The following is a 23,656-nucleotide window of genomic DNA, read 5'->3' on the forward strand; positions in this document are numbered from 1 at the left end:
CCAGTGGAAAGCCTCACTTGAGATTAGGCCGCGCCGGCCCGGCTTGCTAGTCGAAGTGTTCGAGCAAAGCGATACCGGGGCTCGCTTCAGCGGCGGTCTAGCCAGACGGTCTGTGGATTGCAGAACTCGCGGATACCGAAGTGGGAGAGCTCACGACCGTAGCCGCTCATTTTCACTCCGCCGATCGGCACTCGCGGATCGGAAGTGGTCGAGCCGTTGATGAACACGCCGCCGCTTTCGAATCGTGCCGCGAGCCTTTTGGCGCGCTCCACGTCAGCGCTCCACAGCGCGCCTGAGAGCCCGAAGCGGCTGTCATTGGCGAGTTCGATCGCGTGCTCGGCGTCGCGGGCCTCGATCAGCGCGGCGAGCGGGCCGAAGGTCTCCTCCTCGAAGGCCACCATCGTCGGGGTCACGCCATCGAGCACGGTGACCGGGTAGTGATTCCCAGGGCCAGGCAGCGGCTCGCCGCCGAGCAGCAGGCGTGCGCCCTGGGCGATGCTCTTCTCCACTTGGCCGTGCAGCTCGTCGCGCAGGTCGCGGCGCGCCATCGGGCCGATGTCGGTCGCCGGATCACGCGGGTCACCGACCTTGAGTGCGCCAGCGCGAGCGAGGAAGCGCTCGCGGAAGGCCGGCATCAGTGCGGCCTCGACGATGATCCGCTTGGCCGCGACGCAGACCTGCCCCGCGTTGGCGAAGCGCGCCTGAACGGCGGCTTCGACCGCGGCGTCGAGATCGGCATCGGCGAGTACCACGAAGGGGTCCGATCCGCCGAGCTCGAGCACGCTCTTCTTCAAAGCCGCGCCTGCGCGGGCGGCGATCTGCGATCCCGCGCGTACGCTGGCGGTGACCGCCACGGCGCGCACCCGTGGGTCGTCGATCAGCATGCCGACCTGGCCGGGCTCGACGTTGACCAGCTCGAACAGTCCTTCTGCCAATCCCGCCGCGCGCCAGGCTTCGGCCAGTTCAGTGGCCGAGCCGACCACGCTCGGCGCCGGCTTGAGCAGGTAGGCGTTGCCCGAGAGCAGGATCGGCACGGCGTTGCGCATCGCCTGCCACAGCGGGAAATTCCACGGCATTACCGCGAGCACCGTGCCCAGCGGGCGATACGCGATCCATGCTTTGCCCTCGAGTCCCGGCGCCGGCTCATCAGCAAGCATCGCAGGTCCATGCTCGGCGTACCATTCGCAGAGCCTGGCGCATTTTTCGACCTCGGCGTGCGCCTCGCGCAGGGTCTTGCCCATCTCGGCGACCATGGTGTCGGCTAGCCGGTCGGCCCGCTGGCGCAGCTGGGCGGCCATGCTGGTCAGCGCCGCCACCCGCCGCTCGAGCGGCGTATCGCGCCATGCGACGAAGGCGCGGTCGGCGGCGGCGAGGCGCGCCAGCGCGGCGTGGTCGTCGAGATAGGGATGATCGGCGATCGGCTGGCCGGTATGGGGATCGATCGAGACGGCGGCGGTCATTTTAGGCTCCGGGTAGGCTTGCGATCAGATCGAGGCGTCGATCGAGGCTTCGAGCAGGTCGAGAGCCTCGCTGAATACCTCGTCCTGAATGGTCAGCGGATAAAGGAAGCGGATCACATTGGCGTGGACACCGCAGGTCAGCAGCAGCAGGCCGCGAGACAGCGCGGTCTGCTGGATTCGCGTCGCCAGCGCCGCATCCGGCTTGCCCTCGAGATCGAAGAACTCGGCCGCGACCATGCTGCCGAGGCCGCGTACGTCCTTGAGCTGCGGATGGCGGCGCTGGATGGTGGCGAGCCGCTCGCGCAACCCGCTACCGAGCGCGTCCGCACGCGCCAGCAGTTGCTCCTCCTCGATCACCTCGATCACCGCCTGGGCCGATGCGATAGCCAATGGGTTGCCGGCATAGGTGCCGCCGAGCGCACCGGGAATCGGCGCATCCATCAGCTCAGCGCGGCCGACGATGCCGGAAAGCGGCATGCCGCCGGCCAGGCTCTTGGCGAAGGTGGTGATGTCGGCGGCCTGCGCGAAGTGCTGCATGGCGAAGAACTTGCCGGTGCGGGCGAAGCCACTTTGCACTTCATCAGCGATCATCACGATGCCATGCTGGTCGCAGATCGCACGAATGCGCGCGACGAACTCCTGGGGGGCGGCATAGAAGCCGCCTTCGCCCTGGACCGGCTCGAAGATGATCGCCGCGACCCGGCTCGGCTCGACGTCGCACTTGAACAGCTGCTCGAGCGCGCTGATCGAGTCGTCGACCGAGACGCCGTGGAGCGCGTTGGGGAACGGTGCGCGATAGATGTCGCCCGGCAGGGCGCCTGTGCCGATCTTGTAGGGCGCGGTCTTGCCGGTCAGCGCCAGGGTCAGCGCGGTGCGGCCGTGAAAGGCGCCACGGAAGGCGATCACCGCTGAGCGCTTGGTCGCGATGCGTGCGACCTTGATCGCGTTCTCGACCGCTTCGGCGCCTGTGGTGAAAAACGCCGCCTTCTTGGCGAAATCGCCGTGGGCACGCGCGGTGATCTTGCTCGCGAGCTCGGCGTAGCCGGCGTAGGGCACGATCTGGTAGGCGGTGTGGGTGAAGCGCTCGAGCTGTGCGCGGATCGCCTCGAGCAGCTTCGGATGGCGGTGGCCGGTATTGAGTACCGCGATGCCGGCGGCGAAGTCGATGTAGCGGTTGCCGTCGATGTCCCAAAGCTCAGCGTTCTCGGCACGCGCGGCATGGAAGTCGCACATCACACCGACACCGCGGGAGACGTGGTCGTGGCGCAGTTGAACGAGCTGTTCGTTGTTCATTGTTCGATCCTCGGAGGGGGCTGGCGGGAATAGGCGATAGTGGGGAAGATTGTTAGGTCTATTGGCCCTTGGGTAAAGATCCAATCATGGTAAACCGAAGGGGCCATTTCGAGGATGAAACATGCGCGACCTGTGGCTTGAACATCTCCAGCTGCGCTTGCCGCAGCGCGCTGATGCGCTGCTCGGCGAGCGGCTCTATGGCTGCATCCGTCAAGCGATCCTCGATGGGGTGTTCGCGACTGGCAGCCGGCTGCCGGCCTCGCGCGAGCTGGCTCAAGGGCTCGGCATTTCGCGCAATACGGTGACCAAGGTGTTCGATCAGCTGCTGGTCGAAGGTTTCCTCACCGCGCGGGTCGGTAGCGGTACCTTCGTTGCCGATCTCGACAGCGCCTACCCGCTGCGCCAGCCCGGCGGCGCCCTGCCCGACGCCGGCAGCGACGCGCCGACCGGCCTGTCGCGACGCGGAGCCGCGCTGATCGAGCATGCCAGCGCCTCGGTACGTCAATGGGGAGCGTTCATGCCGGGCGTGCCCGACGTGCGGCTTTTTCCCCACGTGCGATTGCAGCGTCGGCTGGCGGCGCTCTCCGCCAGTGCCGCACCGGGGATGCTGAGCTATCCGGAGCAGGGCGGCGATCCGCAGCTGCGCCGTGCGCTCGCCAACCACCTGACCTTGGTGCGTGGGGTGCACTGCGCGCCGGAGCGAATCCTGATCACCGAGGGCCTGCACCAGGGCATCGACCTGATCAGCCGCCTGCTGGCCGACCCCGGAGACCTCGCCTGGCTCGAGGAGCCCGGCTACTGGGGCATTCGACGGCTGCTCGAGATCAACGGGCTCGATACCCAGCCAGTGGCGGTCGACGACGAGGGGATGCGCCCCGAGGAGCCGTTCGGACGCCCTCCCCGGCTGATCTTCACCACGCCGTCGCACCATTATCCGCTCGGCGCGGTGATGAGTATCCAGCGTCGCCGCCAGCTGCTCGATCTGGCCCGGCGCTTCGATGCGCTGATCGTCGAGGACGACTACGACAGCGAATTCCGCTACTCGGGCAGTCCGATTCCCTCGCTGCAAGGACTCGAGCCCGGAGCGCCGGTGATCTACGCCGGCACCTTCAGCAAGACCATCTATCCGGGGCTGAGAATAGCCTACCTGGTCCTGCCCGAGGCGCTCGCCGAAGGCTTCTCCAGCGCTTACCTGGATCTCCATCGCGGCGGCCATGGATTGACCCAGCGGGCGCTGGCGGAGTTCATCGACAGCGGCGAGTACGCTCGTCATGTCAGGCGTATGCGCAGCGTATACGGCCGCCGCCGCGAGCAGTTGAGCAGCCTGATCGACGCACGCTTCGGCACCAGCCTGCTGCCCGCGGACGCCCGCGACCGGGCCGGCCTCCACCTGGTGCTGCAACTGCCCGACGCGGTCGATGACGTCGCGCTGGCCAGAGAATCCGCGGCCCAGGGGGTACTGGTCCGGCCGCTGTCGTGCTACTACGCAGGCGAGACCGTGCGACGCGGGCTGATGCTCGGCTATGCCAGCGTCGACGAAAGCGAGATGTGTGTGCCCTTCGAACGCCTCGCCGCCTGCATCGAACGCGCCATGGCTGAATGAACCAGGGGCGCGAAGGCTTTTCGCCCGTGCTATCGGTATTTCGCTTAGTGTCCGGATGCATCGCGTGACGCGCGGCAGACATCCAGATCGGTGGCGCTTATCCTGGCGCATATTCCAACCGGTGCGAGGAGATACGATGGAAGTCGATAAGCCCGAGGTGCTGCGTGAAGTGAACGCGGCCTGCGATCGCTATGAGGAAGCGTTGATGAGCAACGACCTGGATACCCTCGATGCGCTGTTCCTCGATGCTCCTCAAACGCTGCGCTACGGCGTCGGTGAGAATCTCTACGGGATCGACGAGATTCGTGCTTTTCGTCTTGCGCGCCCCGGCGGCTCGCCGAGCCGCCGGGTGCTGAAGCGGGTGGTGTCGAGCTTCGGCGATGATTTCGCCACCTCCAACCTGGAGTTCCAGCGTGAAGGCAGCGACAAGATCGGTCGCCAGAGTCAGACCTGGCTGCGTACCGACGAAGGCTGGCGAATCGTCGCCGCCCATGTCTCGCTGATGGGCAGCTCGCATTGAGAGTGTGGCGGTTCCTTGGAGCGCCGCTTGTTCCGAAAGCGGTTCGACGCGCTCACCACATGCTTGGAACGGGGCCTCGGCGCCGACCTCCCCACCTTTCGTCCCGAGCGGCGTCCATGCGCACCGGCTGCAAGCGCCAGCAAAGGCCGGAGGACGCCAGTCGAGAGACCAGGCCTCGGTGCCAGAGCCGTGGTTCGACTCGGGCCCTCACGGTCTTTGGTGAGGCGGCTTGGGTCGGTGAGGGCCCGGCTCACCACGAACGGGGCTGAGGGACCAAGCCTTGGCGCCAGAGCCGTGGTTCGACTCGGGCCCCACGGCCTTTGGTGAGGCGGCTTGGATCGGTGAGGGCCCGGCTCACCACGAATGGGGCTGAGAGATCGGGCCTTGGCGCCGACCTCCCCTCCGTTCGTCCCGAGCGGCGTCCATGCGCAGTAGATGCAAGTATCAGCAAAGGCTGGAGGACGCCAGTCGAGGGACCAGGCCTCGGCGCCAGAGCCGTGGTTCGACTCGGGCCCATGGCTTTTGGTGAGGCGGCTTGGATCGGTGAGGGCCCGGCTCACCACGAACGGGGCTGAGAGACCAGGCCTCGGCGCTAGAGCTGTGGTTCGACTCGGCTCGTTCCTCGCTGGCTATCCGAGCATCTCAAGCGAGAAGCGCATCGAGAGACGCGAACGGGGGAGCCATGGCGTTCCCGCCGGGTTCCTCATCGACTCCGGCTTGGATGAACTTCTTTTTCAAGGGCTGGGATCGATGGATCAACTGGACAACGCACTACTCAATATCCTGATCAAGGACTCGCGTGTGTCGTATGCCGATATGGCGCGGCAGCTGAACATTTCGCGCGCCTACGCCCGAGTGCGGGTCAAGGCGCTGGTCGACAGCGGGGTGATCGAGAGCTTCACCACCGTGATCAATCCGGAAAAGCTGGGCAAGAGCATTTCGAACTTCGTCGATCTGACCGTTGCGCCGCATGCGATCGAGCAAGTGGCCGAGCGGCTGGCATCTACGCTCGAAGTCGTCAGTCTCTACATCATGAGCGATCTGAAGAGCTTGCATGTGCACACCCTGACCGATGGCCCTGAAAGATTCGAAGCCTTTGTGCGCGAGCATATCTTCAATCATCCCGAGATCCTCTCGGTCAATTGCACGGCTCTGATGACGCGGGTCAAGCACCGGCGCGGCGGCGCTCGGTTGTAGCCTGGGCCGTGCGTTAAATTCGTGCAGCCTAGCGACGCTGGTGCGTAGGTGACATCCGGCAACGGTCGACGCGCCAGAGAAATGGAATGGGGTGGAAAACGACAGGCTGGATGACAAATGGATGCACATGACGATTCCGGTTTCCATTTCGCTACGAAATAGTGAAGCGCACTGATGCTTTTTAGTGCGCACACTGATGATTTATTAAGTTATAGTTAATTTATAAGGATAAAATCAATAAGTTACGAGGACATTCATGGCATGCGGATTGCTATCTGAGCTGAGCTTCGAATTTACATTCGTCACTCAATGCATCCTCCATCACCATGAGTAAGCCTTCGATGAGCCTGAATCGACGCAATTTCCTGGCCAAGAGCGCCATCGCTGCCGGTACTGGCGCTGGTTTGATCCTCGGTGCCCCTGCGGTGGTCAGGGCGGACAGCAATAGAACGTTCAATTGGAGAATGACCAACGCCTACGCTCCTGGGTCGCCGTTCTACGTGCAAGGGCCGGGTAGCCCGACCGATTTCTGCCAGCGGGTCGCGTCGATGTCGGGAGGGCGGCTGAGGATCCAGCATTTTGCCGCGGGAGAGCTGATTCCCGCCCTGGAAGGATTCGACGCGGTGTCCAGCGGTCTGGTGGAGATGAACGCCGCCAACGCATTCTTCTGGTCGGGCAGGGTGCCCGCCGCCCAGTACTTCACCGCCGTGCCGTTCGGCATGAATACCCAGGGAATGAATGCCTGGATCTACAACGGTGGCGGATTGGCGCTATGGGAGGAGCTGTACGAGCCCTTCGGCCTGGTGCCGATGCCAATAGGCAACACCGGCACCCAGATGACCGGCTGGTTCCGTCAGCCGCTGGAAAGCGTCGATGATCTCAATGGGCTGCAAATGCGCATCCCCGGGCTTGCGGGCAGGGTCTACAGCGAGCTGGGCGTTTCGGTCAGGCTGCTGCCGGGGGGCGAGATATTCCCTGCGCTGGAGCGTGGGGTGATCGATGCCGCTGAGTTCGTCGGGCCTTATCAGGACCGGCGCATGGGGCTGCACAACGCGGCGAAGAACTACTACACCACCGGCTGGCACGAGCCGACCAACGTCACCGAGCTGATCATCAACAAGGGCGCCTGGGACAGCCTGCCGGAGGATCTCCAGGCCATCGTCAGGAACGCAGCCCAGGCGTGCAACAACGAAAGCCTTGCCTGGTCCGACGCCGTCAACGCCGACGCATTGGAGGACTTGGTCACCAACGAGGGGGTCATCGCCCGCCCGCTGCCGCCTGAGATCATCGCCCGTCTGTATGAAGTGACCAACGATACCTTGGCGAGCATGGCCGCGGCCGATCCGGCGACCCAGCGGATACATGAGCACTTCATGGCGTTTCGCTCCAAGTACGCTTCATGGGCGGCGGTCGGCGAGCGCGGGTTCATGAACCTGGGGGACGGCCGCGCATGATGTCCGTGGTCCATGGCATAGAGAGGATCGTCGAGGCAGTGGGGTGGGTGGCGCGGTGGTGCGTTCTGTTGCTGGTGCTGCTGGTGGCCTTCAACGTGCTGGGGCGCAATTTCCTCGGCTTCAGTTCGGTGGCTTTCCAAGAGTTCGAATGGCACCTGCTCTCGCCGATCGCGCTGATCGGGATGGCCTATACCCTCAAGCACCGTGCCGACGTCCGGGTCGACTTCCTCTATGAGAAGTTTCGCCCGCGAGTCCGCGCCGGCATCGATCTGTTCAGCGCTATCGCCACCTGCGCGGTGGGCGGCTTCATCGCATGGGTCGCGTTTCCCTATGTGATGCAGTCCTATCGGATCGGCGAGGGCTCGCCGGACCCCGGCGGGCTGTCGTACAGGTACCTGCTGAAGTCATTGCTGGTGATCGGCTTCGGCCTGTTCGCGCTGCAAGGCGTCGCTGATACGCTGCGTGCGCTTTGCACCCTAGCGACCAAGGAAGGCGGGGAGCAGACGCCATGAGTCCGAACGAGTTGTTACCGATCGTCATGGTCGCGGGCTTCTTCACGATGATGATGATCGGCGTCCCGGTGGCGATTTCGCTGGCGGTTTCAGGCTTCGTCGCCGGCTTCATCGGCTTCGGACCGATGCTGTTCAGCCTCCTGCCCTCGCGCATGTATGGAGTAGTGAGCAACTACACCCTGCTTGCGATCCCGCTTTTCACTTTCATGGGTGTGATGCTCGAGAAGTCGCGGATCGCCGTGGATATGCTCGATACGATCGGCAAGGCGATGCGAGGGCTGAACGGCGGAATGGGGCTGGCCATCGTGCTGGTCGGCGTGCTGCTCGGGGCCTCGACCGGCATCGTCGGCGCCACGGTGGTCACCATCGGGCTGCTCACGCTGCCGGTGCTGCTGCGCCGCGGCTACAAGACCAGCATCGCCTGCGGCACGATATGCGCCTCCGGCACCCTTGGGCAGATCATCCCACCCAGCCTGGTGCTGATCCTGCTGGCCGATATTCTTGGTGAATCGGTCGGATCGATCTTCGCTGCCGCCTTCATTCCCAGCATGGCGCTGGCATCGATCTATGCCATCTTCATCCTGCTGCTGGGGTGGCTGCGGCCCGACTGGATGCCGGCCATTCCGCTCGAGGAGCGCAGCCAGACCTCTCGCTTGCAGCTGTGCAAGGATATCCTGGGCTCGGTGCTGCCTCCGCTGCTGCTGGTGGTCGCGGTGCTCGGTTCGATCATCGCAGGGATCGCGGCGCCCACCGAAGCGGCCTCGATGGGCGCGCTGGGCAGTCTGGTGATCGCGATCGTCTCGCGGCGCTTGAGTTGGCAGGTACTCAAGCAGACGCTGCATGGCACGCTGAGCATCAGCGCGATGATCTTCCTCATCCTGCTGTGCTCCCAGCCCTTCTCGCTTGCTTTCCGCGGGCTCGGTGGCGAGGCGCTGGTGCACGATCTGTTCATGATGCTTCCGGGCGGAGAGCTTGGCGCGATCCTCTTCTTGATGGCGGTGCTGTTCGTACTCGGCTTCTTCCTCGAGTGGATCGAGATCTCCTACATCGCACTGCCGATGTTCTTGCCGGTGTTTCTCGGCTATGGCACCGACATGGTGTGGCTGGCGATCCTGGTGGCGCTCAATCTGCAGATGTCGTTTCTCACTCCGCCGTTCGGCTGGTCGTTGTTCTTCCTCAAAGGCGTTGCGCCGCCGGAGGTCAAGACCAGCGACATCTACCTCGGCGCCCTTCCGTTCGTCGTGCTGCAGATGCTCGCGGTCGCGCTGGTGTTCTTCTTCCCGGCGCTCGCGACCTGGTTGCCTCAGGCGATCGGCTGGTAGCCGCCAGTGGGAGGGGACGAGCCGCCGGGATGCGATAGACTCGAACGCTCAGGCCCCCTCCCACTGCACGGTGACCGCTCCTTATGACCTCCGCTTACGCTTCCCTTTGCGATCTTTTCCAACGGTTATCCCGGCTCGAGCACCTGAGTGCGATCTCTGGTTGGGACATGTATGTGATGATGTCGTCGAAGGGGAGTACGGCGCGCGCCGAAGCGATGGCCGAGCTCGAGCTCGAGATCCAGGCGCGGCTCGCAGCGCCCCGGGTCGCCGAGCTGCTGTCGGCGGCCGAGCAGGAGTCGCTGGACGACGACCAGCGTGCCGATCTCGTCGAGATGAAGCGGCGTCACGCCTGGACGACCGCGCTGCCGCCAGCGCTGGTCGAGGCCAAGTCGCTGGCCGGCGCACGCTGCGAGCACGCCTGGCGGCGCCAGCGTCCGGCCAATGACTGGACGGGTTTCGCAGCCAACCTGCGCGAGGTGGTGCGTCTTGCCCGCGAAGAAGCATCGATTCGTGCCGAGCTCACCGGGCTCGGCCGCTACGATGCGCTGCTCGATCACTACGAGCCGGGCATGCGTGCCGAGCGGCTGGATCCGCTGTTCGCCGATCTCAGCAGCTGGCTGCCCGAGCTGATCGAGCGAGCGCTGGAGCGCCAGGCGCGAGTAGCTGAAACCTCGCTCGAGGGTTCTTTCGATCCCGAGGCCCAGCGACGCCTCGGGCTCGAGGTGATGGCGCTGCTCGGCTTCGACTTCGAGGCCGGACGGCTCGATGTGAGCGCTCACCCTTTCTGTGGAGGCGTTCCTAGCGATGTGCGCATTACCACGCGCTTCGATGAGGGCGACTTTCTTCCCGCACTGATGAGCGTGATCCATGAGACTGGGCATGCGCGCTATGAGCAGAACCTGCCTTCGCGCTTTCATGGGCGCCCGATCGGGCTGGCCCGCTCGATGGGTATGCATGAATCGCAAAGCCTCTCATTCGAGATGCAGCTGGCGCGTTCGGATGCTTTTCTGTCGCTGCTCCAGCCGATGGTGAGTAATCACTTCGGGCGCCGACCCGGACTCGATCTGGAAGCGCTGGCTCGGCGAGTGCGGCGGGTCGCGCCGGGCAAGATCAGGGTCGATGCGGACGAGCTGTGCTATCCCGCTCACGTCATGCTGCGCTACCAGATCGAGCGTGCGCTGATCGAGGGCGAGCTCGAGGTCGATGATATTCCGGCGGCCTGGGACGAGCGGATGCTGCGCTATCTCGGTGTCGATACCCGGGGCGACTACCGCAACGGCTGCATGCAGGACATCCACTGGACCGACGGCGGTTTCGGCTACTTTCCGACCTACACCCTCGGGGCGATCTACGCAGCCCAGCTATTCGCCGCCGCGCGTCAGGCACTGCCCGGGCTCGACGAGCGGATCGCCGATGGCGAGCTCGGCGTGCTGTTCGGCTGGTTGGATGCCAACGTATGGAGCCACGGCAGCCGCTACTCGACCGACGAGCTGCTGCGTCGAGCCACCGGTGCGCCAGTCAGTACCCAGGCCTATCGCGCGCACCTCGAGCGCCGCTACGCATAGATGGAGGTCGCGCTCAGTGGGAGCCCGGAGAGGTATCCAGACCGCGATCGTCGCTGCCGAGGATCGAGGAGACCTCGCCTTCGCCACTGGCATGATGGCCTGTCGGAACATCCCCGCTTGAGTGCACCGCGGCGCTGGCATTGAGGCTGGTGGCGCCGAGCGCAATGGTCACTGCGGCGATGAAGAGGTGGATGCGCTTCATGGCAGGGCTCCTTTGGTCGTCTCGGACGCTTGGGATTCGAGAAACCGGGGCGTCCGGTGTATCGGGGCAGCACTCGAGTAACTCTAGTCACCGCAGTGATCGTGGGAGGCAACGTTAGCTGAAGGTCTGGATTCGAATTTGGCGGCGAGGATTTTCCCCATCGCCTCGAGCACAAAAAAGCGGGGTGGCTCCTTGGAGCGACCCCGCTTCGATTCGGGTGCTGGGTCGGACAATCGATCAGCGAGAGCCCGGTTTGGTGTCGAGGCCGCGTTCATCACTGCCCAGGGCAGAGGAGGGGGCAGCGTAGTCGACGTTCACGTAGTTGCCACCGGGACGGCTATCGATGCTCGGGGTCTGGGCGTGGTTGCCACCCGGACGGCTGTCGATGCTCTGGGTGATCTGGGCATGGTTGCCACCCGGTTGGGTGTCGATGCTCGGGTAGGTCGAAGCACTGGCCTGGAGGCTGGTGGCGCCGAGAGCGATGGCCGAAGCGGCAACGATGAGTTTGAGTGCTTTCATGATTTCTTGCTCCATTTGCGTATGGGCGCAGTGGCGTTGAGCCTTCTTGGCTGCTGCCTTGTGCGATGGAGTGATTATATTGAGAGCGCTAATTATTAGTAGGTTTCTTATGGAAGCTCTATGTTTCCGAAATGGAAACCATGCATCGATTTGGAGAGGGGATAGGTGCGCTGCTGTGGGGTAAACGCGGGCAGGATTCAGCCGCTTTGGTGCGGGCATCGAGGCTTAACGCCGGGAAAATGAACGGGGCGCATCGATCGATGCGCCCCGCTGGTCTCATCCGTTCGCGCCGGTCGCGCGTCGGGATCAGTCCTCGTCGATCTTCGGCAGGCCGCCGTTGTCCGGCTTGGCCAGCAGGCCACTGTTCACGTAGGTGGCGAGCTTCTCGCGAGTGTCACTGATGTCGTGGTTGCGCATGGTCAGCTGACCGATGCGGTCTCGTGGGGTGAAGCTCGACTCGCCCTTCTCCATGGTCAGGCGCTCGGCCTTGTAGGTCAGGTTGGGAGAGACGGTATCGAGCAGCGAGTAGTCGTTGCCGCGGCGCAGCTCGATCACCACTTCGCCGGTGACCGCGCGGGCGACCCAGCGCTGGGCGGTTTCACGCAGCATCAGCGCCTGCGGGTCGAACCAGCGGCCCTGGTAGAGCAGCCGGCCAAGCCGCAGGCCGTTGATCCGGTACTGCTCGATGGTGTCTTCGTTGTGAATGCCGGTGACCAGGCGCTCGTAAGCGATGAACAGCAGCGCCATGCCGGGGGCTTCGTAGATCCCGCGGCTCTTCGCCTCGATGATCCGGTTCTCGATCTGATCCGACATGCCGAGCCCGTGGCGGCCGCCGATGCGGTTGGCTTCGAGGATCAGCTCGACGGGATCGGCGTACTCGATGCCGTTCAGTGCCACCGGGCGGCCTTCCTCGAAGCGCACGCTGACGGTCTCGGGCTTGATCTGCACCTCTTCTTTCCAGAACGCGGTGCCCATGATCGGCTGGACGATCTTGATCCCGCTGTCGAGGAACTCGAGATCCTTCGCCTCGTGGGTGGCGCCGAGGATGTTGGAGTCGGTGGAGTAGGCCTTTTCGGTCGACATCTTGTAGTCGAAGCCGTTGGCGTTCATGAACTCGGACATCTCCTTGCGACCGCCAAGCTCATCGATGAAGTCCTGGTCGAGCCACGGCTTGTAGATCCGTAGCGCCGGATTGGTCATCAGGCCATAGCGATAGAACCGCTCGATGTCATTGCCCTTGTAGGTGCTGCCGTCGCCCCAGATGTGGACGTCGTCTTCCTTCATCGCCGCGACCAGCATGGTGCCGGTCACCGCGCGGCCGATCGGGGTGGTGTTGAAGTAGGTGACCCCGGCGGTAGTGACGTGGAAGGCACCACTTTGCAATGCCGCGATCCCCTCGTTGACCAGCTGCATGCGGCAGTCGATCAGTCGGGCGTTCTCCGCGCCGTAGCTCATCGCCTTGCGCGGAATCTCGTCGTAGTCGCTCTCGTCCGGCTGGCCGAGATGCGCGGTATAGGCATAGGGCACCGCGCCTTTCTGGCGCATCCACAAAAGCGCCGCGCTGGTGTCGAGGCCGCCGGAGAAGGCGATGCCGACTTTCTCGCCGTGGGGAAGATGTTCGAGGATGGTGCTCATTGGGGCCTGGTGTCGTCGCTGAAGGTTGTATTTACGCGTCGCGGCAGTATCCAGAGCCGCTACGGGCGGGGTCAAGCACGGCGCGTTCGAGCGGATGGCGAACCGACCTCGACCTGGCTGGGTGAGGCTGACGGGAGGCGCGATTCGCTGGTCCTTGAGTCGCAGCATTATAACCGCGAACGACGCTGCCCACGAACCGGCGTCAGCGATGCCCTTCGAGCATGCTGGCCAAGTACTCGCCGAAGGCGCGCAGGCGCGGCGGCACGAAGCGCTTGGGCGGGTAGAGCAGCCAGGCGGTGCCGTGGTAGGTGCTGGTATAGCGCCACTCCGGCAGTACCCGGCGCAGCCGCTCCTCGGCCAGCGCCCGGGCCGCGGTGAAGCGCGGTAGCGTGGCGATGCCTAGACCGGCGAGCGCTGCCTCCAGGCGCGCCTCGCTGTGGTTGCAGGCGTAGCGTCCGCGCACCGCGACCCTTCGCTGCTCGCTGCCGCGGGCGAGACGCCAAAGGCTGTCGGCTGGAGTTTCACCGAGGAAGATGCAGGCATGCTCGGCCAGCGCCTCGGGGGTGGCGGGTTCGCCGTGGCGCTCGAGGTAGGCCGGCGAGGCGCAGAGCAGGTGCTCGACCTCGGTCAGCGGCCGGCCGGCCATGCCGGGCGGCGGTGTCTCGGTGATCCTCACCATGGCGTCGAAGCCCTCCTTGATCGGATCGACCAGCCGGTCGTCGAGGATCAGCCGCAGCTCGAGCTCGGGGTAACGCTCGAGCAGCCCCGGTATCAACGGCAGCATCAGGTACTTGCCGAAGGCCTTCGGCATCGCCACCCGCAGCACGCCGCGCGGTGCGGCCTCGAGGCGCTCGGCGAGGCCAAGCGTGGCCTCGAAGGCGTCGACCATCTCGCGGGCCTGGGAGTAGGCCGCCTGGCCCGATTCGGTGAGCCGCAGCCGTCGGGTCGAGCGCTCGAACAGCCGCAGAGAGAGCCCCGTTTCGAGCTTGCCGATCTGACGGCTCACTGCCGAAGGGCTGAGGCCGAGCTGGGTTGAGGCGGCGGTGAAGCTGCCGCTCTCGACCACCCGCACGAAGGTGACCAGCCAGGGCAGCATGGTGTCGTGTCTATTCATGATCCTGGGGAACGAGTGTTGTGTCATTGCGCTGGATTATCAGCGCCACGCGCATGAATGGACAATGGCGGCTCTTGCCATGGAGATCGCTTTCGATGCATACGCCAATCGTTGCCCATTCGCTCATCGTGCCGCGCTACGTCGACCTGATGCTGCTATTGGTCGCCGTGGCCTGGGGGAGCAGCTACGCCATCGCCAAGGAGGCGCTCGCTCTCTATCCGGTGCTCGGCTTCATTGCCTTGCGCTTCGGGCTCGCCGCCTTGCTGCTCGCCCCGCGCCTGATGCGTCGCGGCGCCTGGCCCGGACTCGGTGCGCTCCCGCTCGGTGCGCTGCTGCTGGCGATCTTCCTTTGCGAGACGTATGGCGTGGTACAGACCTCGGCCGCCAATGCTGCGTTCCTGATCAGCCTCTGCGTGGTCTTCACTCCGCTGGTCGAATGGGCGCTGCTCGGGGTGCGGCCGCGCGCCCAGGTGCTCGGCGGCTGTGGGCTCGCGCTTGGTGGCGCCGCCCTGCTGGCGGGCGAGCTCGAGCTTCGCGTGGGGCTCGGCGATGGACTGATCCTGCTCGCCGCGCTTCTGCGTGCGCTGATGGTCTGCGTGACCCGACGCCAGCGGCTGAGCCGGGAGAGCGATGCCCTGGGGTTGACCGCGGTGCAGTCGCTGGTGGTCGCCGGTGGAGCGGTCGCCCTTGCCCTGTCGCTGCCGGGAGAGGGGCTGCCAGCGCTGCCGCGCGCCTGGCCATTCTGGCTTGCGCTCGGCTACCTGGTGATGTGCTGCACCCTGTTCGCCCTCTTCGTCCAGAACCATGCGCTGCGCCATGCGAGTCCCACTCGGGTCTCGTTGCTGATGGGCAGCGAGCCGCTGTTCGGCGCACTGTTCGCCGCCTTTTGGCTCGACGAGCGGTTGAGCGTCGGCGCCTGGGCCGGCGGCTGCGCCATCGTCTTCGCCTCGCTATGGGCGATCCGGGCAAGCGCCCCGGGCGGGATGAGCGAGCCCGATGCACCTGCCGCTCGACCTGCCGAGGCCGTGGGTGCCACACTCGCTGAACCTGAAATAACAATCATTGAAGCGAGGAAGGGATGAACGAAGGATCGGGGACAAGGCGTGCAGCGGTGATCGAGTGGCTGTCGCAGCAGCAGGAAGAGATGCGCGCGCTGCTGGCGCTGCTGGTCGACATCGACTCGCACAGCCACGACAAGGCCGGGGTCGATGCGGTGGGCGAGGCGATCTCCGAGTGGTGCAAGGCAATGGGCATCGAGGTACGGCGCACGCCGCGGCCGCGCTTCGGCGACCTGTTCGAGGCGTGCTTGGGCGAGGGTGAGGGCACGGTGGTCCTGCTCGGCCATCGCGATACCGTGTTCCCCACCGGCACGGTGGCCGAGCGCAGCTACGAGGAGCACGACGGCATGGCTTTCGGCCCCGGCGTCGCTGACATGAAAGGCGGGCTGGTGATGAACCTTTTCGTGCTCGCCGCGCTGGCGCGCACCGGCGGGCTGGCCTTCCCGCTCAAGGCGGTATTCACCGCCGACGAGGAGATCGGCTCGCCGGATGGCAAGGCGCTGATCGAGGACGCGGTGCGCCACGCTCGCGCAGTGTTCAACGCCGAGCCTGGCCGGGTCAGTGGCAATCTGGTCACCGGGCGCAAGGGCGGGGCGAACTTGGTGCTCGAGGTGTCGGGTCGCGCGGCGCACTCCGGGGTCAGCCACGCCGATGGCGTCAGCGCGATCGAAGCGCTGGCGCGCAAGATTCAACGCATCCACGCGCTGACCGACTACGACACCGGCGTCACCACCAACGTCGGCGTGATCGAAGGGGGCACCTCGAGCAATACCGTGGCGCCATGGGCCCGGGCGCGGATCGACACCCGCTTCGTCACCTTCGAGCAGCGCGAAGCGCTGTTCGCGGCACTCGAAGAGATTGCCGCGCGGGAAGAGCTGCCCGGTACCCAGGCGACGTTGACCCAGGTCTCTGGGTTCCTGCCGCTGGAGCGGGCGATGAGCGAGGCGCTGCTGGCCCGCTATCAGCGCTCGGCGGCCGAGCTGGGTTTCGAGGTCGAGGGCGAGTTCACCGGCGGCTGCTCGGATGCCGGCACCACCGCGAGCCTCGGCATCCCCACCCTCTGCGGCACCGGCCCGGTCGGCGCCTTGATGCATACCGAGCGTGAGTATCTGCTGCTGTCGAGCCTCGTTCCCCGGGCCCAGGCGCTGGCCTTGACCCTGCTCGATCTCGACGAGGGCTGACACGCGAACGGCACCCGCATGGGGTTCCGTTGGTCGGTTTGCTCAGGGATGTCCGCCGGCGGCAGGGCCGCCGCCGTGGCCGCCGCTCGGCCCTCCGCCCGGGCCGCCACCGCCGCCGCCCGGAGGCGGAAAGAGGAAGCAGCCGCTGAGGGTCAGGCTGAGCAGCACCGGGGCCAGCCATAGCATACGTTTGATCATTTCAATCACCTCGGTTCACACGGGACTCCGCTGCGGGAGCCGTGGGCGCAATCTATGCGCCAACTGCGCAAGCAGTATGCAATTCACCGATGGTGACCGAATTTCCTTGCTCGCTGCGTGGTTTCAGCGCGTGCCCGCCACTGCCCGATAGCACTCGATCACATGGTAGCCGGTGGTCGATTTGATCGGCCCGCGCTGGCCGAGGTACTCCTCGGGCAGGTCGGCGGGGAAGTAGGCATCGAGGATCTCCTCGAGCAGCGGCTCGGCCAGGGGCGAGCCGCTCAGCGCCAGGCAGCGCAGGCGTTCGAGGTTGACCCAGATGCGTGCGTCGAAGGCCATCGGGCGGCGCTCGGCGTCGAGCCGGTTGGAGATCATCCGCGGTGCGAAGGACTCGAGAGTGACGCGCTCGGATGCGCTGCACAGCGTCTTCGGGTCGAGGGCGGCGAAGTCCAGCCCGAGATCGGCATTCAGCAGTAGCAGCGACGCCCATTCGTAGTTGTGACCGAGATCGTACTCGAGCAGCCGGCCGTCCTCGGCGATCCGTTCGGCGAGCAGGCCGTGTTCGGTATCGAGAAAGCGTTCGCTGGCTACCTGGGCGATGCGTTCGATGTGCGTGGCGATGCGTGGTTGTGGCCGGTAGCGCTGGGTGATGGCCAGGGCCTCGAACAGGTGCATCAGGGCGTTGAGCTCGAGGAAGTCGCCGCCCGCCCGCGGCTGCAGCCAGGTTTCGAACGGCGCCGAGAGGATGTCGTCGAGGGTCGCGTTGAGATCATCGTCGAGCCCTTCGACCGGCTCGAGCTCGGCCAGCTGTACCTGAGCGTTGAGCAGGAAGGCGAGTTCGTAGCGCGCGCCGCCGTCGTGCTGGGCGGGCGGCGTGTAGCGGCCGTCGTGGTGGCGCAGATAGCGCGGGCGCATCTCTTCGTAGAGTTTGGCTGCCCGTTTGGCCGCCGGCGGATGGGCGCAGGCAAGGTGGAAGTGCACCAGGTAGATGATGCCCCGGGTCTGGCACAAGAGCCGCGGAGGGCGGTCGCTGCGGGTGGCGGTAGCGAGGAATTCGGGCACCAGGCCGTCGCTTTCGAGCGCGGTGACGAGCGCATCGTGGTAGCGGCTGAGGATGGCTTGGAAGCGTTCGAGAGTGGTCATCGCGGGGCCTGCTGCGGGCTTGGTTGGGCGGCGTGAAGCTATCATGAATCGCTTCGCTTTGCGCGCGATCGGGCCAAGTGAAGGTGACCTCGAGGCGTCGGTGTGGTAAGCCTAATAGGGTTCAACAATAAAACCCGACAGGTCGCAAGCTGACTTTGGTCGCGTGCGCCATCCGGCGCTGTGAGTCGAAAGCGGGCCGAATCATCGCCCGTCGCTGTATCCAACGCTGCGGCTTGCGTCCCAGGAGACGAGCCATGAGCGTGATTGAAACCCATACGACGCCGCCGTCCTATGCGATCTCTTCCGTGCGCCGGCTCGACCGGACATGCCTGAGCGGACTTCCGGCTGGAATACGCCGCCCTCGCTTCGATCCGGCGAAACTGCGCAGCGGCATACTCCATCTCGGCTGCGGCGCTTTCCACCGTGCCCACCAGGCGCTGGTGACCCAGCGTGCGATCGAGGCCGAGGGCGATGCCGGGCTGCGCTGGGGAATCAGCTCGGCGAGCCTCGTGCGCCGCACCACTCCCGATGCGCTGGCCCCTCAACAGGGGCTCTACACCCTGATCGAACGCAGCGCCGAGGGTTGCCGTGCCGAGGTGATCGGCGCGATCTCCGAGGTGGTCCATGCCCCGAGCGACGCTCGCGGTCTCGCCGCCCGGCTGGCCGACCCCGAGACCCGGATCGTCACCCTGACGGTCACCGATCGTGGCTATTTTCTCGATCCCGCAAGCCACCGGCTGGACGCCGGGGACCCGGCGATTCGCGCCGATCTTGGCGCCGCGCGCCCGGCGACGCCGATCGGCGCGCTGGTGAGAGGGCTGGCGCTGACCCGGGATGCAGGGCACGTGCCTCCCGTGATCCTCTGCTGTGACAATCTCACCGCCAACGGTGCGACGCTCAAGCAAGCGGTGAGCGATTTCGCCGCGCTCGAGGATGACGGCCTTGCGGCCTGGATCGAGCGCAACGTGCAGTTCCCCAACACCATGGTCGACCGCATCGCGCCCTCGACCGGCGACTCGGATCGCGCCGAGGCGCTCGGGCTGCTCGGTGTCGAGGACGCGGCACCCGTGGTGGCCGAGCCCTTCCTCGATTGGGTGATCGAGGAGTTCGATGGCCCCAGGCCGCGCTGGGAGGAAGGAGGTGCGACCTTCGTTAGCGACGTCGAGCCGTTCGAGATCGCCAAGCTCAGGCTGCTCAACGGCACCCATATGCTGCTCGCCTACATCGGCGCGCTGGCCGGCTATCGCACCATCGCCGAGGCGATCCAGGATCCGCTGATCGCCCGGCTCGCCGAGCGTTTCATGCGCTCCGAGCAGGGGCCGACGGTGCCGGTATCGCGCGAGCGGCGCGATCACTACATCGATGGCCTGATCAGCCGGCTGGCCAACCCGGCGATTCGCCACGAGGTGGGCCGGGTCGGGCGCAACGGCTCGATGAAGCTCGCCACCAGGCTGCTCGAACCGATGCGCTACAACCTCGCCGAGCGTCGCGACATCCCTTGCACCATCCTCGCCATCGCTGCATGGATTCGCTGGTTCGCATTGGTCGATACCGCCGGCACCGCGGTCAGCATCCAGGACCCGAACAAAGACGAGATCAGGCGGCTGTGCAGGGCGACGCGTGAGAACCCGATGCTGCGCGCCGAGACCTTCCTCGACTACGACGAAGTGTTCGGCGACGCGCTGCCGCGCCAGGAGCAGGTCGCGAGCCAGCTCGCCCAGGCGATCAGCGATTTGCACCGCTACGACATTCACGAGGTGATCGCCGCGCAGCTCGGCGAGACGATTCTCGGCAAGCGCTATCCCGATTGAGCATCCGCGCCGCGCGAGGAGCCCGGGGGGCGCTCAGGCGCTTCGGACGGTGAGCCTCGGCGTCAGCCACTCGACCACGTCATGGAGCGTGTCGACCACCTTCAGCGCGGTATCGCGCATCTCGTCGGTCGGCGGCAGCAGATCCGGGATCATGATCACCGGGATGTTCGCTGCGCGCGCGGCGCGAATGCCGTTGTAGGAGTCCTCGAGGGCCAGGCAGCTGGCCGGCGCTACACCGAGTTTATCGGCGGCGGCGAGATAGGGGTCTGCATGGGGTTTGCCGCGCGAAACGTCGTCGCGGGTGATGATCGCCTGAAAGCGGCCGTCGATGCCGGCCAGCGCCAAATGGTGATCGGTACGGTAGCGGCTCGACGAGGTGGCGATCGCGCGGGGCAGGCGATGGTTGTCGAGCAGGTCGAGCAGCTCGCCGACCCCCGCCTTGGTGCTCAGCCGGCCATTGTCGACCATCGCGCGCAGGTGTACCTCCTGGGCGGCGAAGTAGCGCTCGAGTGGGAAATCCGCGCCGTAGGTTTCGACCACCATCGCGCGGCAGCGATCGGCCGGCACGCCGATCATCGCCTGGCAGAACGATTCGGGCATCTCATAGCCGAGCTCGTCTCCCGCCGCCACCAGCGCTTCCATCGCCAGCCGCTCGGAGTCCAGCAGCAGCCCGTCCATATCGAAAATCACTGCCTCGATCGGGTGAGCGTCATGCATCGCGAATCCTCTCATTGTCGTTCTTCGAAGGGCCGCAGGGCGTCGTACGCTTGGGCCGGACCGGCTTTCATGGTGGCCAATCGGGGCGGCAATGACAAATCGAGCCGCGACTTTGGTCCTGGGTCCCAGCCAAGGCCGTCGGATTGTCGGGGTGGCGAAAAAGCGCTGGGCGCATCGTTCGCCGATGGTTAACGGGAGTTCGAGCTCGATGTGCTGGTGCCGGATACGCCGAACATCGCCGAGCTGGACCGGATCATCTTCGACGAGCTGTGCCATGGCGAGCTGCATGAGCGGTCGCGTCGCTGCTACGTCGAAGCGATCGAGGCGTTGGCTGCTCGCGGTGCCCAAGGGGTGATCCTCGGCTGTACCGAGATCGGACTGCTGGTCACCCCGCCGGACACCGGTGTGGCGCTCTACGATACCACCCGGCTGCACGTCGAGGCGGCGGTGGAGTACGCGCTGGCCGAATGATGACGTTTCACGTGAAACCTGGCTCAGGCGCCGGCCTTGCGGTTGGTCGCCTCGAACAGCATCAGGGCGCTTGCGACCGAGAGGTTGAGCGAATCGGTGCGACCGCGCATCGGAATCCGCACGATACGGTCGCAGGCGAGACCGAGCTCCTCGCTCAGGCCGTCGCGCTCGGTGCCCATCAGCAGCACCGTGGGGCCGGCGTAGGCCGGCGAGCGATAGTCTTCGCTGCGCGCAAGCCCGGTGCCGATCAGCTCGAGCGGCTCGCGCGCCGCCCAGGCGATGAATTCGTCACGGCGGCTACGGACCAGGCGTACACCGAACAGCGCACCGGTGCTGGCGCGCATCGCCTCCGGTGAGTAGGGGTCGCAGGCGTCGTCGATGAGAATCACGCCGGCACCGCCTGCCGCCTCGCAGCTGCGGATGATGGTGCCTAAGTTGCCAGGATCGCGCGGTGACTCCAGCGCGATCCACACCTCGCTGGCTCGCGGCGAGAGCGTATCGAGCGCGGTCCAGCGCTGCTCGAACACCGCGACCGCGTGATGGGGGTTGGCACGGGCCGAGAAGCCGCCGAGCACCTCGCGGGTGGTCGGCAGCAGATCGGTACCAAGGCCGGCCGCACGGGCGAGCAGCGCCGCCAGGGCGGGCTCGGTCGCGCGCGCATCGGCGTCGAACAGCAGGCAGGCCAGTCGCGCTTCGGCATCGAGGCCGTCGGCGATCGCCCTCACCCCCTCGACCAGGTGCTGGCCAAGCTGTTCTCGATACTTGCGCTCCTTGAGCTTGCGCAGCGCTTTGACTCTCGGATTGGCGACGCTGGTGATGGTCACTGCGTCGAAAGAAGGATATGGAACTGGCATGGGCGACCCTGGTCTGCGTCTTTTCGCGGCATCAGCCGGCGGCGAGGTCCTTGTAGCGCGGCTCGCCACGCTTCCAGAATCCGGTGACATGGGTGCGTTCGAAGCCGAAGCCACGCATCCGGGTCAGCTGCAGCCGGATCTCGCGAGCATCGCTGGCTTCGGTGCCGACCCAGGCATAGCCGTGCTGGTGGTCGCTGGCGCAGGCCTGGATCGCGGCGGCCAGGGAGCGCGATTCGCCGCGCACCAGCCACTCTGCATCTAGATGCGGATGATTCGGCAGCGGCTGGATCTCATGGCGATCCTCGACCTCGATCAGCGCCGTGATGCGCCGCTCTTGCGGCTGGGCGGCGATGATCGAAACGATCGCCGGCAGCGCGCTTTCATCGCCGGCCAGCAGCAGCCAAGGCTCCTCCTCGTGCAGCGCGAAGCCGCCGCGGGGACCTGCGATGAGCGCCCGATCGCCGGGCTTGGCGTTGCGTACCCAATTCGAGGTCTCGCCTTCCTGGTTGAGCACCAGGTCGAGGGTCAACCGCCTGGCCGCGGCATCGAACTCGCGCACGACGTAGATCCGCCCGCGGTTGCGCTGCTCGCCTTCGCCCAAGAACAGCAGCACCCACTGCGCCGGCAGGCTGGGGTCGAAGTCATCGAACGCCTCGCCGGTCAGGTGCAGGCGGCGTACGCGCGGGGTCACTTCCTCGATCGATTCGACCTCCACCGCGCGCAGCCGCCGCTCGGACTGCGGGCGTACCCGCAGGTTGGCGCTGTCGTCGAGCGGATTGAGCGCTACCTTGAGCGGCGCCCGCGGGCGCAGCGCCACATTGGCGCGCTCGAGCGCTTCCGCACAGGCCCTGATCAGCTCCGCGCCGCGAAACTCTTCGTTGCCGATGATCCGCGCACGGGTGCGGGCAGCCTCCTCGACCTCGAGCGGCTGGCCCAGCGCGGCGAGCAGGTTGAGCTCATCGCGCGAGACGAACGGCGAGCTTGGTCCGAGCAGCTCGAAGTCCTCGAGCTCGTCCTCGATCGCACGCATCAAGCGCGCCAGGGAATAGATGCCGCTACTGTCCACGCCCAGCTCTTCGAGCAGGTGCCCCGCATGGGAGGGCCAGGCGTTACGCCCGTTCATGGCACGCAAGGCACGCAGCAGTCGCTGCTCCTTGCTGGAACACTGGCGGGAGATGGGCAGTACGTTGCTTCTCATGGGGCGGGCCTTCGGAGACGGGGAAACGGACTGGATGGGAGCAGCGCGGAGCGCCCAGCGGTCCACTCCAAGGACCGAGTCTAGCACTCGGGCCGGGTGCGTAGAAGCTTGCCCGGAGAGCCCGTGAGTGCTGGTGCTAGCCGTCCGGCTGGTCGAAGCGGAACAGCGTCATCTGCTGCTCATCCGGGCGCGAGCCGCGACGCGGTACCCGCAGCGTCTCCAGCTGGTCCCGGGCTTTGGTTTCGGCGTCGGCGAGGCGCTGGTCGAGCTGCTCCATCGCTTCGCGCTGTTCGGCCAGTTTCGATCTCAGCGCGACGATACCCTCCATGCGCGCACCCAGGCCGGCTGCATCGTCGCCGGCCGGCTGCGTGCACAGCGCTAGCAGCGCCTGGCACTCGTTGAGCGAAAAACCGAGCCGTTTGGCACGCAGCACCAGAATCAGCGCGCTGCGGTCGCGCTCGTGGTAGATCCGCTCCTGGCCGCGGCGCTCGGGTTCGAGCAGCCCTTGCTCCTCGTAGAAGCGAATCGTGCGTGTGGTGATGGCCAGTTCGCTGGCGAGCGCGGAGATGCTGTAGGTGGCTGACATGCGAGCGGACCTTGGGGAGATGGGGTCGAACGAAAGGGCGCTG

Annotated in this window: 23 protein-coding genes; 11 read left to right on the forward strand and 12 right to left on the reverse strand. The window is 65.9% G+C overall.

Annotation, left to right across the window (positions count from 1 at the left end):
• Nucleotides 1-86: 86 nt before the first annotated feature.
• Together A5892_RS02960 and gabT are read right to left on the reverse strand one after the other, a co-directional pair.
• Entirely contained in the window at nucleotides 87-1,460 is a 1,374-nt protein-coding gene (locus tag A5892_RS02960; RefSeq protein WP_064121533.1) for an NAD-dependent succinate-semialdehyde dehydrogenase, read from the reverse strand.
• Between the two features lie 24 nt (nucleotides 1,461-1,484).
• Nucleotides 1,485-2,753, reverse strand: coding sequence for a 4-aminobutyrate--2-oxoglutarate transaminase (gene gabT, locus A5892_RS02965; RefSeq protein ID WP_064121534.1), 1,269 nt, complete (start codon nucleotides 2,751-2,753; stop codon nucleotides 1,485-1,487).
• A 121-nt stretch (nucleotides 2,754-2,874) separates the two neighbouring features.
• Between gabT and pdxR the strand changes: the two genes are divergently transcribed.
• The 7 genes from pdxR (at nucleotide 2,875) to A5892_RS03000 (ending at nucleotide 10,926) form a co-directional block, all read left to right on the forward strand.
• Nucleotides 2,875-4,356 (forward strand): MocR-like pyridoxine biosynthesis transcription factor PdxR, encoded by a 1,482-nt coding sequence (gene pdxR, locus A5892_RS02970; RefSeq protein ID WP_064121535.1) that lies wholly within the window; start codon nucleotides 2,875-2,877, stop codon nucleotides 4,354-4,356.
• Between the two features lie 136 nt (nucleotides 4,357-4,492).
• Nucleotides 4,493-4,876: an oxalurate catabolism protein HpxZ gene (gene hpxZ, locus A5892_RS02975; protein WP_064121536.1), complete on the forward strand. Its 384-nt coding sequence runs from the start codon at nucleotides 4,493-4,495 to the stop codon at nucleotides 4,874-4,876.
• 750 nt (nucleotides 4,877-5,626) lie between these two features.
• Entirely contained in the window at nucleotides 5,627-6,073 is a 447-nt protein-coding gene (locus A5892_RS02980; protein ID WP_064124265.1) for an Lrp/AsnC family transcriptional regulator, read from the forward strand.
• A 341-nt stretch (nucleotides 6,074-6,414) separates the two neighbouring features.
• The gene (locus A5892_RS02985) at nucleotides 6,415-7,527 is read left to right on the forward strand and encodes a TRAP transporter substrate-binding protein (protein WP_064121537.1); all 1,113 of its coding nucleotides are present in this window, start codon (nucleotides 6,415-6,417) and stop codon (nucleotides 7,525-7,527) included.
• Nucleotides 7,524-8,039 (forward strand): TRAP transporter small permease subunit, encoded by a 516-nt coding sequence (locus tag A5892_RS02990; protein WP_064121538.1) that lies wholly within the window; start codon nucleotides 7,524-7,526, stop codon nucleotides 8,037-8,039. The genes A5892_RS02985 and A5892_RS02990 overlap by 4 nt, the downstream gene beginning before the upstream one ends.
• Nucleotides 8,036-9,361: a TRAP transporter large permease gene (locus A5892_RS02995; protein ID WP_064121539.1), complete on the forward strand. Its 1,326-nt coding sequence runs from the start codon at nucleotides 8,036-8,038 to the stop codon at nucleotides 9,359-9,361. Before A5892_RS02990 ends, A5892_RS02995 begins: the two co-directional genes overlap by 4 nt.
• 83 nt (nucleotides 9,362-9,444) lie before the next feature.
• A complete protein-coding gene (locus tag A5892_RS03000) occupies nucleotides 9,445-10,926 on the forward strand; it encodes a carboxypeptidase M32 (protein WP_064121540.1) in 1,482 nt (493 codons plus the stop codon).
• 13 nt (nucleotides 10,927-10,939) lie between these two features.
• Here the strand turns inward: A5892_RS03000 and A5892_RS03005 are convergent, their stop codons facing one another.
• The 4 genes from A5892_RS03005 to A5892_RS03020 form a co-directional block, all read right to left on the reverse strand.
• Nucleotides 10,940-11,128 carry a hypothetical protein gene (locus A5892_RS03005; protein ID WP_064121541.1) on the reverse strand — a complete coding sequence of 63 codons (189 nt, stop codon included), beginning with the start codon at nucleotides 11,126-11,128 and terminating at the stop codon, nucleotides 10,940-10,942.
• 237 nt (nucleotides 11,129-11,365) lie between these two features.
• Nucleotides 11,366-11,647 (reverse strand): hypothetical protein, encoded by a 282-nt coding sequence (locus A5892_RS03010; protein WP_064121542.1) that lies wholly within the window; start codon nucleotides 11,645-11,647, stop codon nucleotides 11,366-11,368.
• Between the two features lie 306 nt (nucleotides 11,648-11,953).
• Nucleotides 11,954-13,282, reverse strand: a complete 1,329-nt coding sequence (gene argG / locus A5892_RS03015; RefSeq protein WP_064121543.1) for an argininosuccinate synthase — start codon at nucleotides 13,280-13,282, stop codon at nucleotides 11,954-11,956.
• A 202-nt stretch (nucleotides 13,283-13,484) separates the two neighbouring features.
• Complete coding sequence (locus tag A5892_RS03020; RefSeq protein WP_064121544.1) at nucleotides 13,485-14,396, reverse strand: LysR family transcriptional regulator; 912 nt, start codon at nucleotides 14,394-14,396, stop codon at nucleotides 13,485-13,487.
• A gap of 95 nt (nucleotides 14,397-14,491) precedes the next feature.
• Between A5892_RS03020 and A5892_RS03025 the strand changes: the two genes are divergently transcribed.
• On the forward strand, nucleotides 14,492-15,478 hold the full coding sequence (locus A5892_RS03025; protein ID WP_064121545.1) for a DMT family transporter: 987 nt from the start codon (nucleotides 14,492-14,494) through the stop codon (nucleotides 15,476-15,478).
• Complete coding sequence (locus A5892_RS03030) at nucleotides 15,475-16,635, forward strand: M20 family metallopeptidase (protein ID WP_064121546.1); 1,161 nt, start codon at nucleotides 15,475-15,477, stop codon at nucleotides 16,633-16,635. Before A5892_RS03025 ends, A5892_RS03030 begins: the two co-directional genes overlap by 4 nt.
• Nucleotides 16,636-16,677: 42 nt before the next feature.
• Here the strand turns inward: A5892_RS03030 and A5892_RS20405 are convergent, their stop codons facing one another.
• Nucleotides 16,678-16,833 carry a hypothetical protein gene (locus tag A5892_RS20405; protein ID WP_190295703.1) on the reverse strand — a complete coding sequence of 52 codons (156 nt, stop codon included), beginning with the start codon at nucleotides 16,831-16,833 and terminating at the stop codon, nucleotides 16,678-16,680.
• A 123-nt stretch (nucleotides 16,834-16,956) separates the two neighbouring features.
• Complete coding sequence (locus tag A5892_RS03035) at nucleotides 16,957-17,976, reverse strand: AGE family epimerase/isomerase (protein WP_064121547.1); 1,020 nt, start codon at nucleotides 17,974-17,976, stop codon at nucleotides 16,957-16,959.
• Nucleotides 17,977-18,230: 254 nt separating this feature from the next.
• Between A5892_RS03035 and A5892_RS03040 the strand changes: the two genes are divergently transcribed.
• Nucleotides 18,231-19,787: a mannitol dehydrogenase family protein gene (locus tag A5892_RS03040; protein WP_064121548.1), complete on the forward strand. Its 1,557-nt coding sequence runs from the start codon at nucleotides 18,231-18,233 to the stop codon at nucleotides 19,785-19,787.
• A 33-nt stretch (nucleotides 19,788-19,820) separates the two neighbouring features.
• Here A5892_RS03040 and A5892_RS03045 read toward each other — a convergent pair whose 3' ends face one another.
• Nucleotides 19,821-20,504, reverse strand: a complete 684-nt coding sequence (locus A5892_RS03045) for an HAD family hydrolase (RefSeq protein ID WP_064121549.1) — start codon at nucleotides 20,502-20,504, stop codon at nucleotides 19,821-19,823.
• A gap of 216 nt (nucleotides 20,505-20,720) precedes the next feature.
• Between A5892_RS03045 and A5892_RS03050 the strand changes: the two genes are divergently transcribed.
• Complete coding sequence (locus tag A5892_RS03050) at nucleotides 20,721-20,975, forward strand: aspartate/glutamate racemase family protein (RefSeq protein ID WP_223302778.1); 255 nt, start codon at nucleotides 20,721-20,723, stop codon at nucleotides 20,973-20,975.
• 23 nt (nucleotides 20,976-20,998) lie between these two features.
• Here the strand turns inward: A5892_RS03050 and A5892_RS03055 are convergent, their stop codons facing one another.
• The 3 genes from A5892_RS03055 to A5892_RS03065 form a co-directional block, all read right to left on the reverse strand.
• Nucleotides 20,999-21,829: a TrmH family RNA methyltransferase gene (locus A5892_RS03055; protein WP_064121551.1), complete on the reverse strand. Its 831-nt coding sequence runs from the start codon at nucleotides 21,827-21,829 to the stop codon at nucleotides 20,999-21,001.
• Nucleotides 21,830-21,860: 31 nt separating this feature from the next.
• The gene (locus A5892_RS03060; RefSeq protein WP_082890232.1) at nucleotides 21,861-23,027 is read right to left on the reverse strand and encodes a siderophore-interacting protein; all 1,167 of its coding nucleotides are present in this window, start codon (nucleotides 23,025-23,027) and stop codon (nucleotides 21,861-21,863) included.
• Nucleotides 23,028-23,163: 136 nt separating this feature from the next.
• Entirely contained in the window at nucleotides 23,164-23,613 is a 450-nt protein-coding gene (locus A5892_RS03065; RefSeq protein WP_064121553.1) for a MerR family transcriptional regulator, read from the reverse strand.
• Nucleotides 23,614-23,656: the final 43 nt, after the last annotated feature.

Source organism: Halotalea alkalilenta (genome assembly GCF_001648175.1).
GTDB classification, from domain to species: Bacteria; Pseudomonadota; Gammaproteobacteria; order Pseudomonadales; family Halomonadaceae; genus Halotalea; species Halotalea alkalilenta_A.

Coding starts and splice junctions, on each gene's coding strand:
- A5892_RS02960 (WP_064121533.1), bottom strand. CDS start 1,460: ATGACCGCCGCCGTCTCGATCGATCCCCATACCGGCCAGCCGATCGCC.
- A5892_RS02995 (WP_064121539.1), top strand. CDS start 8,036: ATGAGTCCGAACGAGTTGTTACCGATCGTCATGGTCGCGGGCTTCTTC.
- A5892_RS02980 (WP_064124265.1), top strand. CDS start 5,627: ATGGATCAACTGGACAACGCACTACTCAATATCCTGATCAAGGACTCG.
- A5892_RS03040 (WP_064121548.1), top strand. CDS start 18,231: ATGAGCGTGATTGAAACCCATACGACGCCGCCGTCCTATGCGATCTCT.
- pdxR (WP_064121535.1), top strand. CDS start 2,875: ATGCGCGACCTGTGGCTTGAACATCTCCAGCTGCGCTTGCCGCAGCGC.
- A5892_RS20405 (WP_190295703.1), bottom strand. CDS start 16,833: ATGATCAAACGTATGCTATGGCTGGCCCCGGTGCTGCTCAGCCTGACC.
- A5892_RS02990 (WP_064121538.1), top strand. CDS start 7,524: ATGATGTCCGTGGTCCATGGCATAGAGAGGATCGTCGAGGCAGTGGGG.
- A5892_RS03030 (WP_064121546.1), top strand. CDS start 15,475: ATGAACGAAGGATCGGGGACAAGGCGTGCAGCGGTGATCGAGTGGCTG.
- A5892_RS03000 (WP_064121540.1), top strand. CDS start 9,445: ATGACCTCCGCTTACGCTTCCCTTTGCGATCTTTTCCAACGGTTATCC.
- A5892_RS03045 (WP_064121549.1), bottom strand. CDS start 20,504: ATGCATGACGCTCACCCGATCGAGGCAGTGATTTTCGATATGGACGGG.
- A5892_RS03060 (WP_082890232.1), bottom strand. CDS start 23,027: ATGAGAAGCAACGTACTGCCCATCTCCCGCCAGTGTTCCAGCAAGGAG.
- A5892_RS03065 (WP_064121553.1), bottom strand. CDS start 23,613: ATGTCAGCCACCTACAGCATCTCCGCGCTCGCCAGCGAACTGGCCATC.
- A5892_RS03025 (WP_064121545.1), top strand. CDS start 14,492: ATGCATACGCCAATCGTTGCCCATTCGCTCATCGTGCCGCGCTACGTC.
- A5892_RS03005 (WP_064121541.1), bottom strand. CDS start 11,128: ATGAAGCGCATCCACCTCTTCATCGCCGCAGTGACCATTGCGCTCGGC.
- A5892_RS02985 (WP_064121537.1), top strand. CDS start 6,415: ATGAGCCTGAATCGACGCAATTTCCTGGCCAAGAGCGCCATCGCTGCC.
- hpxZ (WP_064121536.1), top strand. CDS start 4,493: ATGGAAGTCGATAAGCCCGAGGTGCTGCGTGAAGTGAACGCGGCCTGC.
- gabT (WP_064121534.1), bottom strand. CDS start 2,753: ATGAACAACGAACAGCTCGTTCAACTGCGCCACGACCACGTCTCCCGC.
- argG (WP_064121543.1), bottom strand. CDS start 13,282: ATGAGCACCATCCTCGAACATCTTCCCCACGGCGAGAAAGTCGGCATC.
- A5892_RS03035 (WP_064121547.1), bottom strand. CDS start 17,976: ATGACCACTCTCGAACGCTTCCAAGCCATCCTCAGCCGCTACCACGAT.
- A5892_RS03055 (WP_064121551.1), bottom strand. CDS start 21,829: ATGCCAGTTCCATATCCTTCTTTCGACGCAGTGACCATCACCAGCGTC.
- A5892_RS03020 (WP_064121544.1), bottom strand. CDS start 14,396: ATGAATAGACACGACACCATGCTGCCCTGGCTGGTCACCTTCGTGCGG.
- A5892_RS03010 (WP_064121542.1), bottom strand. CDS start 11,647: ATGAAAGCACTCAAACTCATCGTTGCCGCTTCGGCCATCGCTCTCGGC.